The 14,001-nt window shown below is 64.1% G+C and carries 16 protein-coding genes and 1 tRNA gene; 10 read left to right on the forward strand and 7 right to left on the reverse strand.

Annotated elements, in window-relative coordinates:
• Nucleotides 1-128 precede the first annotated feature (128 nt).
• Together IF809_RS32830 and IF809_RS32835 are read left to right on the forward strand one after the other, a co-directional pair.
• The gene (locus tag IF809_RS32830; RefSeq protein ID WP_462839585.1) at nucleotides 129-614 is read left to right on the forward strand and encodes a DUF192 domain-containing protein; all 486 of its coding nucleotides are present in this window, start codon (nucleotides 129-131) and stop codon (nucleotides 612-614) included.
• A 92-nt stretch (nucleotides 615-706) separates the two neighbouring features.
• Nucleotides 707-783, forward strand: a tRNA-Pro gene (locus IF809_RS32835).
• A 72-nt stretch (nucleotides 784-855) separates the two neighbouring features.
• Here the strand turns inward: IF809_RS32835 and IF809_RS32840 are convergent.
• The 4 genes from IF809_RS32840 to IF809_RS32855 all read right to left on the reverse strand — a co-directional run bounded on the left by IF809_RS32840 (nucleotide 856) and on the right by IF809_RS32855 (nucleotide 2,922).
• Nucleotides 856-1,281 (reverse strand): hypothetical protein, encoded by a 426-nt coding sequence (locus IF809_RS32840; RefSeq protein ID WP_453978993.1) that lies wholly within the window; start codon nucleotides 1,279-1,281, stop codon nucleotides 856-858.
• 262 nt (nucleotides 1,282-1,543) lie between these two features.
• Nucleotides 1,544-1,765, reverse strand: a complete 222-nt coding sequence (locus IF809_RS32845; protein ID WP_453978992.1) for an RNA-binding protein — start codon at nucleotides 1,763-1,765, stop codon at nucleotides 1,544-1,546.
• A 179-nt stretch (nucleotides 1,766-1,944) separates the two neighbouring features.
• A complete protein-coding gene (locus tag IF809_RS32850; protein WP_462839586.1) occupies nucleotides 1,945-2,286 on the reverse strand; it encodes a hypothetical protein in 342 nt (113 codons plus the stop codon).
• A 357-nt stretch (nucleotides 2,287-2,643) separates the two neighbouring features.
• Complete coding sequence (locus IF809_RS32855) at nucleotides 2,644-2,922, reverse strand: hypothetical protein (RefSeq protein WP_462839587.1); 279 nt, start codon at nucleotides 2,920-2,922, stop codon at nucleotides 2,644-2,646.
• Nucleotides 2,923-3,167: 245 nt separating this feature from the next.
• Here IF809_RS32855 and IF809_RS32860 point away from each other — a divergent pair, with 245 nt between their 5' ends.
• On the forward strand, nucleotides 3,168-3,362 hold the full coding sequence (locus IF809_RS32860) for a hypothetical protein (RefSeq protein ID WP_453978990.1): 195 nt from the start codon (nucleotides 3,168-3,170) through the stop codon (nucleotides 3,360-3,362).
• A gap of 16 nt (nucleotides 3,363-3,378) precedes the next feature.
• Here the strand turns inward: IF809_RS32860 and IF809_RS32865 are convergent, their stop codons facing one another.
• A complete protein-coding gene (locus IF809_RS32865) occupies nucleotides 3,379-3,804 on the reverse strand; it encodes a translational machinery protein (RefSeq protein WP_164938672.1) in 426 nt (141 codons plus the stop codon).
• A gap of 171 nt (nucleotides 3,805-3,975) precedes the next feature.
• The gene (locus IF809_RS32870) at nucleotides 3,976-5,154 is read right to left on the reverse strand and encodes an OpgC domain-containing protein (protein ID WP_453978988.1); all 1,179 of its coding nucleotides are present in this window, start codon (nucleotides 5,152-5,154) and stop codon (nucleotides 3,976-3,978) included.
• Between the two features lie 315 nt (nucleotides 5,155-5,469).
• On the opposite strand from IF809_RS32870, the gene IF809_RS32875 reads away from it, so the two are divergent.
• The 3 genes from IF809_RS32875 to IF809_RS32885 all read left to right on the forward strand — a co-directional run bounded on the left by IF809_RS32875 (nucleotide 5,470) and on the right by IF809_RS32885 (nucleotide 6,877).
• On the forward strand, nucleotides 5,470-5,775 hold the full coding sequence (locus tag IF809_RS32875) for an ETC complex I subunit (protein WP_453978987.1): 306 nt from the start codon (nucleotides 5,470-5,472) through the stop codon (nucleotides 5,773-5,775).
• A gap of 97 nt (nucleotides 5,776-5,872) precedes the next feature.
• On the forward strand, nucleotides 5,873-6,367 hold the full coding sequence (locus tag IF809_RS32880) for an Lrp/AsnC family transcriptional regulator (RefSeq protein WP_462839588.1): 495 nt from the start codon (nucleotides 5,873-5,875) through the stop codon (nucleotides 6,365-6,367).
• A 213-nt stretch (nucleotides 6,368-6,580) separates the two neighbouring features.
• Complete coding sequence (locus IF809_RS32885; protein ID WP_128966148.1) at nucleotides 6,581-6,877, forward strand: DUF3551 domain-containing protein; 297 nt, start codon at nucleotides 6,581-6,583, stop codon at nucleotides 6,875-6,877.
• 93 nt (nucleotides 6,878-6,970) lie between these two features.
• Here the strand turns inward: IF809_RS32885 and IF809_RS32890 are convergent, their stop codons facing one another.
• A complete protein-coding gene (locus tag IF809_RS32890) occupies nucleotides 6,971-8,008 on the reverse strand; it encodes an AraC family transcriptional regulator (RefSeq protein ID WP_128966149.1) in 1,038 nt (345 codons plus the stop codon).
• 169 nt (nucleotides 8,009-8,177) lie between these two features.
• Here IF809_RS32890 and IF809_RS32895 point away from each other — a divergent pair, with 169 nt between their 5' ends.
• The 4 genes from IF809_RS32895 to IF809_RS32910 are packed head-to-tail and all read left to right on the forward strand — an operon-like array spanning nucleotide 8,178 to nucleotide 13,855.
• Nucleotides 8,178-9,305: an isovaleryl-CoA dehydrogenase gene (locus IF809_RS32895; protein WP_462839593.1), complete on the forward strand. Its 1,128-nt coding sequence runs from the start codon at nucleotides 8,178-8,180 to the stop codon at nucleotides 9,303-9,305.
• A gap of 24 nt (nucleotides 9,306-9,329) precedes the next feature.
• On the forward strand, nucleotides 9,330-10,934 hold the full coding sequence (locus IF809_RS32900; protein ID WP_453991101.1) for a carboxyl transferase domain-containing protein: 1,605 nt from the start codon (nucleotides 9,330-9,332) through the stop codon (nucleotides 10,932-10,934).
• A gap of 4 nt (nucleotides 10,935-10,938) precedes the next feature.
• A complete protein-coding gene (locus tag IF809_RS32905) occupies nucleotides 10,939-12,942 on the forward strand; it encodes an acetyl/propionyl/methylcrotonyl-CoA carboxylase subunit alpha (protein WP_462839589.1) in 2,004 nt (667 codons plus the stop codon).
• A gap of 1 nt (nucleotide 12,943) precedes the next feature.
• A complete protein-coding gene (locus IF809_RS32910) occupies nucleotides 12,944-13,855 on the forward strand; it encodes a hydroxymethylglutaryl-CoA lyase (protein WP_462839590.1) in 912 nt (303 codons plus the stop codon).
• Nucleotides 13,856-14,001: the final 146 nt, after the last annotated feature.

Raw genomic sequence — 14,001 nt, forward strand, 5'->3', positions numbered from 1 at the left:
GAGCAGAAGCGCGCGACCGGGGTCGCGCGCTTCTGGCTTTTCGGACGGTGGCCGCGTAAGGATGTCGCAGTCCGAAGCCGTTAGGCCAGTCCTTGTCGTTCAGAATTTCCCTGCCGAGTTTCCCGCCCATGCACTTTGATCGAAAGGTCGCCTGGTCCCGCACCCAGGGCTGGCTTGCCGCCGTTCTCGTTCTTGTCGGCTTGGCTGTCGCTGGCGCGCCTGCTCGCGCCGCCAGCTTCCAGCCGCTCGAGATCGTCACCAGGAACGGCGTACAGGTGTTCTCGGTGGAAATGGCGACCACGGAGGAGGAGAAGCAGACCGGGCTGATGTACCGGAAGGAATTGGCCGACGGCAAAGGCATGCTGTTCGACTTCAATCCCGAGCAGGAAGTGTCGATGTGGATGAAGAATACCTACGTCTCGCTCGACATGATCTTCATTCGCGCCGACGGCCGCATCCTGCGAATCGCGGAAAATACCGAGCCGCTCTCGACCAAGATCATCTCGTCACGGGGCCCCGCCCGGGCCGTGCTGGAGGTGGTGGCGGGAACTGCGCAGAAATACGGCATCCGTGTCGGCGATCGGGTCGGCCACCCGCTGTTCGGCAATAAATAGGTCCTGATGGTGCGGACTTGGCCGCCCTGACTGGCGGCTGGACGCTTGCTGGCTCTCCTGGAAGCGTGTATCGACGGGGCTCGCCGGACATTCGGGGTATAGCGCAGCCTGGTAGCGCGGCAGTTTTGGGTACTGCAGGTCGTTGGTTCGAATCCAGCTGCCCCGACCACGCCGGGTCCGGCAGTGACAATCCGGAGCTTTCCAAACAAAGAAGCCGGCCGAGAGGCAGAGCTTGGTCCGCTCAGCGCCGGCGGGCGTCCGAATAGGGCTCATGCGCACCGGGATCGACGATGCGGTAGGTGCGGCCGTTGGTGTTGGGGTCGGAATTGTCCGAGGTCGAGAACACCAGGATTCGCCCCTCCTGCGGGCTGCTCCAGTAGCGATAGCGGCCAGAGCCGTTGTATGTGATCTCGCTGAGTTCGGTGTGGCCGGGCCCGAGGGGATGTCCATCCTCGAGGACGACAAGCGTCGCCGCACGCGGCGCGTCCGGACTGTCCGTCAGCGAGCCCGGCACCAGCGGGCGCGCGAGCCATGAATACAGCCCCTGATGCGGGAACGGGCGCTGCAGCAGCCCCTCATCAGGGACGACGGGCTGTCTCGCAAAATACAACGCAAACGGCACGTAGACCGCCAGTACGGCAGTGACCGCCAATACCCGAAACTTCACGATTTCTTCCCAGACCCCACACCCAGCGCCAGCATAATAGTTGCGCGGAGCGCGGGGATCAATCGCAGGTAAACCAATCGGGCGGGGACTTCGTCGCCGCAGTTAATGCAGCGATGCCCTCGCGATGCGGGCGGCTTTGTCGGCGGCGGACAGGCCGGCTGCGCCCATCTCAAGTACACGATCCATGCTGCGACGATCGGCGTGAACTACCACTATTGATGTGATCGCGGCCGCCGGCGCGCCACGCCGGCCAGCGCAGACTTCAGAACAGAGCCCAATTCGCGAGGCGCCAGGCCAGCCAGCCCAGGGCGCAAATCCAACCCAACATCGCAATCGCCGCGATCCCAAGCCAGCAGATTGCAAACAGCGACGTCCGGGGCTGCTCCGCCTCGGACAATTTCTCGGTCGTCTCAACTTGGCTCACAGCATCCCCTTGGCCAGCGGCCCGTTCTTCATTGGTCTCGCCTTGCTCGCGAAAATTCACCGGCCACGCTCCAGGTCACACGGACGTGAGACGGAATGACTGTCCGTTCATGGCGCCCGGAAAGCGGAGGGAGCTGCGCTCGAACCATCTGGACAGGCGGGAAAACCCTGCAACGCGCGGCGGATGGATTGGTTGCCCCGTGGAATGCGCAGATGCGCGTGCGCGTCGTCGTTTTTTTACTACGTGCGGCGCCTGCTTCCCGCGCGTCCGCCGTTGAAGGGGAAGAAGAGGTCACGCCAACGTTGTGCCCTTAAGGTCCCTTCAGACGAGGTTTTCATGTCGATCAGTGCGATTGCATCTTCCACCGCCGCTGTGACGGCGACGCCGTCGAGCGCCGCGACATCGTCCTCGGCGACGTCCGCCACGTCATCAACTTCATCGACCTCGTCGGCCGCGGCGACATCGTCAACCGCGTCGTCGCAATCGGCCGGCGGCAGCTCGGGGTCCGGCGGCGGTGCTTCCAAGTCCATCGTCAGCGAGGTCTCCACCACCATCAACGGGATCACGACGACGACGATCACCTATTCCGACGGGACCACCGAAGTGGAGACCTCCGCGGCCAGCTCGCAAGCCAGTCAGGGCAGCCAGGCGGGACAGACCTATAATGCGCAGGGGACTCTCAGCACCAACGGCGCGTCCGCGGCCAGCGGCTCCTGAACGGCTGCCCATCGCCGCGGTCCCGGATGAGGATGAAGCGGCGGCCCCGAGGCGGTCAGGCGCGACGTCAAACCCGGACTGCCTGTCCTTTCGTCGCACGAGTCTTGCGCGATTCACCCAAGGATTCACGCGGGTTGACGGGCGCAGGATTACCAAAACTTCATCGAACCTTTGGGTGTCGCCATAGACACATGAGTGTTGGGGATTTCAGCGCCCAATGCCTAAACGGACGCCGCCAAGCGATGATACTCCGCTTGCGCGGCGTTGCGCCTTTTCCGGTTCAGTTCGAGGCGTGCCAGCCCGCCGGAAACGGGATCAGCGGCCAGACCGGATAATTGTCGTTGGCAGCTTTTGTCCGCCACTCCGGGATTGGCCTTGCATGGGGCGTCGGGGGCGGCGACGTCATCGCCAGACGCAAATAGGCACAGTGGAAATCCATAGACGTCAACCAGCGCGATGAGCTTCTCGAAATTCAGTCCGAGTTCGAAATCACCAGGCAAGCCTCGCAAAGCGGCATGCCAATTCTCAAATGCGCAAGCATCTTAGGAAATATAGGCAAGCCTTTCAACCGGCAACACAGCTGCATGCCGGCGGGTAAGGTTGATCGGTTAGGTTAAGCGCGGGCTGTCCTTGCGGCCGTGTCGATGATTGCTATCAAAGCGTCCCGGCACGCGACGACGCCCTATCTGCGGCTCAGGCGAGATAACATTCGTCGCGGCGTTTCGTTTCGCGCGAGTTGTCCGTCATGGCTTTCGATCTCACCTCGAAGACTCTCCGTCAGCGGCCGAGTTGGACCGGGATCTGGCACCTCTGGACCGTCATCGTGCCGCGCCGCTCGATCAACGGGCAGCTCGTCTACGGCAAGGTGTGGCGCCGTCACGACGGCCGCGATTGGATCTACAAGAAATTCACCGAATACGACGGCGAGGCGGCGGCCTGAGCCGGAGGTTTTGCCCTCAACCCGCGTGTCGCTCGCCCGCGGCTGCTCCCGGCGCCTGAATGCGTGGCAGCGGCAATTTGAAATGGCGCTTCGCGTAGGCAACGATTTCGTTGTCCGAGGGATGATCGGCTGCTTCCACCGCGGCAATCCGCTTGGCGACCTCGGGCGCATGAGCACGGATGTGGCTGGCGAGTTCCGTCTTCGCGCCTGCCGGACCGATGATGAGGATCTCGCCGGCATCGGTGATCGCCTTGGTCACCTCGGCATAGAAGGTCTTGTCGGGTGCGGCATGACCGCTGCCGATGGCATTGGCTTTGTGATGGAGATGCCGCGTCGCCAGCTGCGGGTGCAAGGTGACTTCATCGGAACCGCTCAGGCCGAGATGGAAGATCCGGGCCTGCGAATGATCGATCCAGACGACGGCGTGAAAATGAGAGGGCATGTGCTTGGGCCTTGTCCGAGAGGAGACCGCCGACATCGCGGCGGCGTGTGTCCGACAGACACTAGGCCCACCGGCATCGCCCCCGGTTGACGCAGGTCAAACCGATCCCGGACAAGGCCGGGCCCGGCATGCCCGTTGAAGTTTCGACGCTCGCTTGGAACAGCGGGCGTTTCAGGCCGCCTTGGCCGCGGGGCTCACTGCAGGCTTCGCCGGCGGCGGCTTCAGCGGCTTGTCCTGCCGCTTCGACCAGGAGATGTAATAGGCGACCGTCGTCATGATCGCGATGCCCGCGATGGAGACGAAGAGCTGCGCAAACAGCGAGCCCGAGCTCATCGACAGCTCGAAATGGCCGACGAAGGACAGGAACACGCCGACGCAGAACACGGCGAGCGATTGCTGCCCGCAAACGATCACCGGATCGAAGATCTTCCACTCGAGGCCCGGCCAGTCCTTCGGCACGAAGCGGATCACCAGGATCACGATCACGACGAAATGGATGAAACGGTAGGGCGCGAGGTTGGTCTTGTCGTTCGGATTGAACGTCGAGAACAGCCATTCCGGGAACATGCCGCCGAGGGTGGGGAAGCGGCCGGCCATGGTCATGACCAGTGCGAAGAGGAGATAGCCGAGGCAGAGCCACAGCGTCACGGGCGCATTGATCAGCGTCATCGAGCGGCGCGCACCGCCCATCGCGCACCAGGCGCCGAACACGAACAGCACCTGCCAGCAATAGGGGTTGAAGTACCATTGGCCGGCCGGATAGGCGGTCAGGTTCAGGCTGAAATGACGCGCAGTCAGCCAGAGAATGATGGAGAGCACCATCGTCAGATCCGGCTTGCGCAGCATGAACCACAGCACCGGCGGAAACAGGCCCATCAGCACGATGTAGAGCGGCAGCACGTCGAGATTGAGCGGCTTGAAGCGCAGGAACAGGCCCTGGCGCAGCGTCTCCGTGGCGTTGTCGACGAGACCGGCGACGTTGAACTCGTTGATCATCTCGGAATCGCCGAAGCGCAGCGCCAGATAGCTGATCGAGGCGATGTAGATCACGAACAGGATGATGTGGGCGACGTAGAGCTGCCAGACCCGCTTGGTGAGGCGGGTGGCGCCGACGATGAAGCCGCGCTCCAGCATCATGCGCGCATAGACGAACGATGCCGTGTAGCCCGAGATGAAGACGAACAGGTCGGCGGCGTCGGAAAAGCCGTAGTTGCGCGTCGTGATCCAGTTCACGATGTTGTCGGGGATGTGATCGAGAAAGATCGCCCAATTGGCGATGCCGCGGAACAGGTCGAGCCTGAGGTCACGACCCTTTTCGGGCAGCGTGGCGTTGATGTTCAGAAAGGCCATGCGACGGAAGCTCTCGAGGGGGACGGATGTGCTGGTGTCGGCGAGGCAAATGTTGGCAAGGCAGATTTTGGCAAGGCAGATTTTGGCAAGGCAGATTTTGGCAAGGCTTGGCCGCCGGGCGGGATTCCCGGGCGGACGGCGGGTACGCAATTGTCACAGTGCAGCATAATGACTATACCCGTCGGTGAGGGACCCCGGAGGGCCGGAATCACCGATCAGTTCCCCAAAGGTGTCTCTATACTATGCCCACGGTTTCCACCAATCGCTACCGTGACGCACTAAAATCGAACGAAAGACGGAGAGGCCGGACCGCCAATGACCGCACGCATTTTCAAGCCCGCCAAGAACGCGATGCAATCCGGCCGGTCCAAGACCCGCGAATGGCAGCTCGATTACGAGCCGGAGCAGCCGCGTGCCGTCGAGCCGCTGATGGGCTGGACCTCGTCCGGTGACATGAAGCAGCAGATCACGCTGCGCTTCCACACCAAGGAGGAGGCGGTCGCCTATTGCGAGCGCAAGGGCATCGCCTACCAGGTGATCGAGCCCAAGGAATCGGCGCACCGGCAGATCGCCTACGCCGACAATTTCTCCTTCCGCCGCGGCGAGCCCTGGACGCACTGAGGGTCCCCCTTCGGCAGTCCCGCTGAACAGCCCCTTGGCACTCCTTGTCCCACGTGCTTCGCTGCCTCGCATGACACGACCATGACGAGGACAGGGGATGGCCGGGCGTGACCAGCTCGACGGCGTCGATCTGAAGATAATCTCCGAACTGCAGCAGGACGGGCGGGTTCGCAACAACGAGCTGGCGCTGCGCGTCGGCGTGTCCGCACCGAACTGCCTGCGGCGGCTCAAATCACTGTTCAGTCGCGGCGTGATCCGCGCGGTGCGCGCCGTGATCGACGAGCGGTTGCTCGGCTACGAGGTTGTGTCGTTCGTCTCGATCCAGCTCGGCAGCCAGGCGCAGCCGGTGCTGGAGGCGTTCGAGGTGGCGATATCGGCGATCCCGCGGATCCAGCAGTGCTGGCGAATTTCGGGCGACACCGACTATCTGCTCAAATGCGTCGCGCCGAGCGTCGAGAGCATGCGCCGGCAGCTTTTGCATTTCGCGGCCATGCCGAACGTAAAGAACGTCCGCAGCTTTCCGGTGCTGGGCGTTGCGAAAGACGTGCCGCTGCCCGTGCCCGATGTCGTGGCTGCAGCATCTGCAGGTTAGGGATTTCGCGCTTCACGACAGGAATTATACAGCTTCGTGGCATTATATAGCTTACTAGATCACATAACAAAGACATGTGATTTGCGAAGTGCTGCAATGCGCTGGGCCGTGATTGTCGGCTCATGGGCGCGGCCTACATCCGAGGTGTGAACCCTCAGCCTGCGTCGCATGCCGAGGATTGTTTTGTGGGACTCCTTAAGCAGGAAAGACAACATGACCTCGATTTCGAAGACGTTCGCAGCTTCCGCTGCGACGCTGGCTGCATCTGCGTTTCTGGTTTTGACGGCGCCGACCGCGAAGGCTGACGACTACTGCATTACCAACGGCGCCCAGGCCGCTCACGGTTGCGGCTATCCGACCATGGAAGCCTGCCGGTCCGCAGCTGGCGGCATCGGCGGTACTTGCTCGCAGAGCGGCGGCGCGAAGACCGCCAGCGACGCGCTCGCCTTCCAGCCGAAGCAGACCAGGCACCCGAAGCTCCGTCCGGGCGCCCAGACCAACTCGAACTAACGCAGAGCGTTAGAAGCCGTTTCGAGCTTTGCGGCCTCCGAGGTGATCTGGGGGGCCGTAAATTTGTGACAAGCACGCGACATCGCTCGCGCCTCAGCGATAGCGGCCGCGAAACTCGCGCGGGCTGGCGCCGGTCCAGTTGCGGAAAGCGCGCGAGAAGCTCTTCTCGTTGCGGAAGCCGGCGATCTCCGCGATCCGCTTGATCGGGGTGCGGCCGCGCATCAGTTCCAGCTTGGCGAGTTCGAGCTTTGCCTCCTCCTTGAGCTCGCGCAACGAGGTTGCCTCCTCGCGCAGACGGCGATGCATGGTGCGGGTGGAGAGCGCGAGCTCGCTGGCGACATCCTCGGCGCCGAGACTGCGTCCGCGCGCCGCGCGCAGCACGCGCCGGACACGCTCGACCAGGAGGCGGTCGCGTCGATAGGGCCGATAGGGCAGCACGGTCAGGCGCAGCGCGCCCTTGAGCATGCTGTCGAGATCGGCCGCGCTGCGCGTCAGCGGCAGCGAGAGATAGTGCCGGTCGAAGCAGATGCTGGCGCGGCCCGCGTCGAAGCGGACGGTCTTGCAGAAGATCGTCGGGTACACCGAGACGTGGCCGGGCTCGGCATAAGGAAATTCCGCCGCTCGCAAAGCGATCGTGGAATCGATCGACCAGCACGAGAAGCCGAGCACGTAGCGGAGCAGGGTGACGAGGCAGAACTCGCGCAGATCGCCGAGCTCGCGCTGCTCGCGGATCGAGATGGTCGCGGTCTCCTCGCCGGTGGCCAGCTCGAACAACACGTCTTCGGTCAGCAGGCGATGATGCCGGCACCAGCGCTTGAGCGCGACTTCGAGCGTCGGTGCGGTGATCGAGGCGCGGCACAGCATGCCATAGCTGCCCCAGGGCAGCCGGCGCGAGAACCAGCCGAGCGCCTCGTCGTCGAGCTCGCGCATGGCATGGCCGGCGAGCGCCTCGAACTGGGCGGCCGTCACCCGCCCATCCCGGGATCCCAGGAGATCGGGGAGGACCTGACCCTTGCTCAGCGCCTCGGCCGGATCCCTGCCATAACGGGCATAGGCGGCGACCACGCCCCGGACGAAGGCGGCAGGGGTCATGGCGCGGCGGGGTGTGGCGGTTGCGGCCTGAAAGGTCATCGAAATCCCTCGGAAAATCCTCGCCAAACTTGGCGGAAAATGCAACCTTTTCGACCGCCCCGGTGCCCGGGTGGAGTTAGGGTCGGGGCCGACAAGACCTTGCAAGATCCCAGGAGGAATCGCCTTGAACATCCCGAGCATCGATTTCGATCTGGGCGAAGACATCAGCATGCTGCGCGATACCGTGCGCGCTTTTGTCGAGGCGGAGGTGGCCCCGCGCGCGGCCGAGGTCGAGAAGGCCAATCTGTTCCCGGCCGACCTCTGGAAGCGCTTCGGCGACCTCGGGCTGCTCGGCATGACCGCACCGGAGCAATATGGCGGCTCCAACATGGGCTATCTCGCCCATATTGTCGCCATGGAGGAGATTTCCCGCGGCTCGGCCGCGATCGGACTGTCCTACGGCGCCCACTCCAACCTTTGCGTCAACCAGATCCGCCGCAACGGCAATGACGCACAGCGGCAGCGCTATCTGCCGAAGCTGATCTCCGGCGCCTATGTCGGCGCGCTCGCGATGTCCGAGCCGGGCGCTGGCTCCGACGTCGTCTCGATGAAGCTGCGCGCCGACAAGCGCGGCGACCGTTATGTGCTCAACGGCTCGAAGATGTGGATCACCAATGGCGGCGACGCCGACGTGCTCGTGGTATACGCCAAGACCGATCCTGAGGCCGGTCCGCGCGGCATGACCGCCTTCCTGATCGAGAAAGGCTTCAAGGGTTTTACGCACGGCCAGCATCTCGACAAGCTCGGCATGCGTGGCTCCAACACCTACCCGCTGTTCTTCGACGAATGCGAGGTGCCGGAAGAGAACGTGCTGGGCAAGGTGGGTGAGGGCGTCAAGGTGCTGATGTCCGGCCTCGATTATGAGCGCGCGGTGCTGTCCGGCGGCCCGCTCGGCATCATGGCGGCGTGCATGGATGCCGTGGTGCCCTACATGCACGAACGCAAGCAGTTCGGTCAGCCGATCGGCGATTTCCAGCTGATGCAGGGCAAGCTCGCCGACATGTACGCGACCTGGCAGGCCACACGCGCCTATGTCTACGCCGTCGGCAAGGCGTGCGACCGGGCCAATCACGCACGCACGCTGCGCAAGGATGCCGCAGCCGCGATCCTTTATTCCGCGGAGAAGGCGACGTGGATGGCCGGCGAGGCGATCCAGGCGCTCGGCGGCGTCGGCTACACGTCCGAGTTTCCGGTCGGCCGGCTCTGGCGGGATGCCAAGCTCTATGAGATCGGCGCGGGGACGTCAGAGGTCCGCCGCATGCTGATCGGCCGCGAGCTGATGTCCGAGACGGCTTAAAACCTTCACCTCATTGGAATCAACATGCCGCTCCATTCCAGCATCGATCCCTCGTCGTCAGATTTTGCGCGCAATGCGGACGCCATGCGCGCGCTCGTCGCGGACTTGCGCGAGAAGCTCGCCCAGGTCGCTGGCGGCGGCGGCGAGGCCTCGCGCAACCGCCACACCGCGCGCGGCAAGATGCTGGCGCGCGAGCGCGTCGATCTGCTGCTCGACCCCGGCACCTCGTTCCTGGAGCTGTCGCCGCTGGCGGCTCATGGCCTCTATGGCGGTGATGTGCATTCGGCGAGCATCGTCACCGGGGTGGGGCGGATTTCGGGCCGCGAATGCGTCGTGGTCGCCAACGACGCCACCATCAAGGGTGGCACCTATTATCCAATGACCGTGAAGAAGCATCTGCGCGCGCAGGACATCGCGCGGCAGAACAATCTCCCTTGCGTCTACATGGTCGATTCCGGCGGCGCCTTCCTGCCGCTGCAGGACGAGATCTTTCCGGATGAGCGGCATTTCGGCCGCATCTTCTACAACCAGGCGCAGATGTCCTCACAAGGCATTCCGCAACTCGCGATCGTGATGGGTTCGTGCACGGCCGGCGGCGCCTATGTGCCGGCGATGTCGGACGAGAGCATTATCGTGCGGAATCAAGGCACGATCTTTCTCGGCGGCCCGCCGCTGGTGAAGGCCGCGACCGGCGAGGTCGTCAGCGCCGAAGAACTCGGCGGCGCCGACGTGCATTCGCGGCAGTCGGGCGTGACCGACCACTACGCCCAGAACGATGCGCATGCGATCGGCATTGCCCGCCGCATCGTCGGTACGCTCAAACCTTCGGCGCGGCCGAACCTCAACATGCATCCACCGCGCGATCCGCTGTTTGCCGCGGAGGAGATTTACGGCGTGGTGCCGGTCGACGGCAGGAAGCCGTTCGACGTGCGCGACATCATCGCCCGCGTTGTCGACGGCTCGGAATTCGACGAATTCAAGAAACTCTACGGCACGACGCTGGTGTGCGGCTTTGCCCATATCTGGGGCTATCCGGTCGGCATCATCGCCAACAACGGCATTCTGTTCAGCGAGAGCTCGCTGAAGGGTGCGCATTTCATCGAGCTGTGCTGCCAGCGCGGCATTCCCCTGGTGTTCCTGCAGAACATCACCGGCTTCATGGTCGGCAAGAAATACGAGGCCGGCGGCATCGCGCGCGACGGAGCCAAGCTGGTGACCGCGGTTGCGACCGCCTCGGTGCCGAAATTCACCGTGGTGATCGGTGGCTCCTACGGCGCCGGCAATTACGGCATGTGTGGCCGTGCCTATTCGCCGCGCTTCCTCTGGATGTGGCCGAATGCGCGCATCTCGGTGATGGGCGGCGAGCAGGCTTCGATGGTGCTGAGCCAGGTCCGCCGCGACAATATCGAGGCCAAGGGCGAGAGCTGGTCCAGGGAAGAGGAAGACAAATTCCGCGAGCCGATCCGCGCGCAATATGAGAGCCAGGGACATCCCTATTACGCGACCGCGCGCCTGTGGGACGACGGCGTGATCGATCCCGCGGACACGCGCCTCGTGCTCGGCCTCGGCCTCTCGGCGGCGTCGAACGCGCCGATCGAACCGACGAAATTCGGCCTGTTCAGGATGTGATGCGATGGACCGTTCAAAACTCTACCGTCGTTTTCGCACGCTCCTGATCGCCAACCGCGGCGAGATCGCCTGCCGCATCATCCGCACCGCCCGTGCCATGGGCCTGCGCACCGTCGCGGTTTATTCCGAGGCCGACCGCGATGCGATGCATGTCGCGCTCGCGGACGAGGCCGTGCTGCTCGGGCCCGCGCGCGCCCGCGACAGCTATCTCAACGTCGAGCGGCTGATCGAGGCCGCGAAGAAGACCGGCGCTGAAGCCGTGCATCCCGGCTACGGCTTCCTGTCCGAGAATGCCGGATTCGCACAGGCCTGCCTCGATGCCGGTCTCGTCTTCGTCGGCCCGACAGCCGAGATGATGAATGCGATGGGCTCGAAGTCGGGCTCCAAAGCGCTGATGGAGAAGGCCGGGGTGCCGCTGGTGCCAGGCTATCACGGCGAGGCCCAGGACGATGCGACGCTGGCGAAGGCGGCGGACAAGATCGGCTTCCCCATCCTGGTGAAGGCCTCCGCCGGCGGCGGCGGCCGCGGCATGCGCATTGTGCGTTCGGCGGAGGAGCTTGCGCCGGCGATCGTCAGCGCCAAGCGCGAGGCCAAGGCCGCGTTCGGCGACGATCGCATGCTGATCGAGAAATATGTCGACAATCCCCGGCATATCGAGGTGCAGATCATCGGCGACAGCCACGGCAATCTCCTGTCGCTGTTCGAGCGCGAATGTACCTTGCAGCGCCGGCACCAGAAGGTGATCGAGGAAGCGCCGTCGCCGACACTCAACGCTGCCCAGCGAGAGACCGTCTGCGCGGCCGCGCGAAAGGCCGCGGGTGCGGTGAGTTACGTCGGCGCCGGTACCATCGAGTTCGTCTCCGATGGCAAGGACGTGTTCTTCATCGAGATGAACACGCGTCTCCAGGTCGAGCATCCCGTGACCGAGCTGATCACGGGCATCGATCTCGTCGAATGGCAATTGCGCGTGGCCTTCGGCGAGGCGCTGCCCCTCAAGCAGGACGAGATCAAGCTCAACGGCCACGCCGTTGAAGCGCGCGTCTACGCGGAAAATCCGACCAAGAACTTCATGCCGTCAGTCGGCAGGATCTCGACCTGGCGGCTGCCGCCGGAGACCGGCGGGCTGCGCATCGACGCCGGCTACCGCGAGGGCGACAGTGTATCGCCGTATTACGACGCCATGCTGGCGAAAATGATCGCATGGGCGCCGACGCGCGATGTCGCGATCGATCGACTCAACCGCGCCCTGGAGGACTCCGACGCCCGCGGCATCGTGACCAACATCCCGTTTCTGTCGGCCCTGGTCACGCACGCGAAGATGCGGGCGAACGCGATCGACACCGGCTTCATCGAGCGCGAGCTCGCGGTCTTGACGCAGACCTCGCCAGCACCCGGCGAGCTCGAGCTTTGCGCCGCGGTGGCTGCGATCGTCAATGATGAGCAGTTAGCTGCACAAAGCGAGGCAAATTCACCTTGGCAGACCTTCGGCTGGCAGCCGGTCGGCCGCCGCCAGCGCAGCTTTGCCTTCCGCGTCGGGCATGGGCCGGAGCAAAAGATCACGCTCAATTACGGCAGCGGGCCGTCGACGCTGGTGATCGGCGAGCGCGAGCTGGCGTTCGCGGTCGCGCCGAAGGACGGCGGTTTCGACCTGACGCTCGATGGCGTCAAATCCTCGGTTGCCGCCGTGATCGCCGGCCATGAGCTCTATTTGCGCACACGCAACGGCCGCTTCGACCTGCATTGGGTCGACCCGTTCGGCGGCGAGAGCGAGGAGCATGTCGGCGAGGACAAGATCGCGGCGCCATTGCCCGGCACGGTCGTCGCCGTGCTGGCCGAGGAGGGGGCGAAGCTCGAGAAGGGCGCGCCGATTCTCACCCTGGAAGTCATGAAGATGGAGCAGACGCTGCGCGCGCCGTTTGCGGGCGTACTGAAGTCCATCAGGTGCAAGGTCGGCGACATCGTGCAGGAAGGGATCGAGCTTGCCGTGGTCGAGCCCTCGGGAGAGTGATATGGGCAATACCGTCCGCATCATCGAGATGGGGCCGCGCGACGGCCTCCAGAACGAGAAGACGTCAGTCAGCGTCGAGGCCCGCATCTCATTCATCGAGGCGCTGGTCGGAGCCGGCCTCAACACGGTCGAGGTTGGAGCCTTCGTCTCGCCCAAGGCGATCCCGCAGATGGCGAGCTCCGAGGCCGTGTTGCGTGGCGTCGCCCATTTGAGCGGGGCCGAATTCCACGTGCTCGTACCGAACGAGAAGGGCTACGATGCCGCGCGCGCGGCCGGCGCGAAAGTCGTATCGGTGTTCGCCGCAGCATCCGAAGGGTTTTCCCGCGCCAACATCAATTGCACGGTCGCGGAGTCCATCGAGCGGTTCAAGCCGGTTCTGGCACGCGCCAAGGCCGACGGTGTCAAGGTGCGCGGCTACATCTCCTGCGTGCTCGGCTGCCCGTTCGACGGCGAGATCAAGCCGAAGGCCGTGGCCGAGCTCGCTGGCACGCTGTGGGAGCTCGGCTGCTACGAGATTTCGCTAGGCGATACCATCGGCGTCGGCACGCCTGACAAGGCGAAGAAGATGCTGCGCGCCGTGGTCGCTAACGTCCCCGCAGCAAAGCTCGCAATGCATTTCCACGATACCTACGGTCAGGCGCTGGCCAATCTCTATGCCGGGATGGAAGAGGGCGTCCGCGTCATCGATGCCGCCGCCGGCGGTCTCGGCGGCTGTCCTTATGCACCGGGCGCCACCGGCAATGTCGCGACCGAGGACGTCGTGTACATGCTCGAAGGCATGGGAGTGAAGACCGGCGTAGACATGGAGAAGCTGCTGGCGGCGACGAACGCAATGAGCGCCGTGCTGGGCAAGCCGCCCGTGAGCCGGGTTGCGACCGCGCTGAATGCTAAGAGGAAGCGGGCTGCGTCCTGACTCTCCGTCATTGCGGGCGTAGCGAAGCAATCCAGAGTCTTTCCGCGGCGAGAATTCTGGATTGCTTCGCTGCGCTCGCAATTGTGCATGTTCACTAATTCGCTGATCGAGAGGTTTCGGCTTTGGCGGCCGCAAAATCCTTCGGA

Source organism: Bradyrhizobium sp. UFLA06-24, assembly GCF_054967145.1.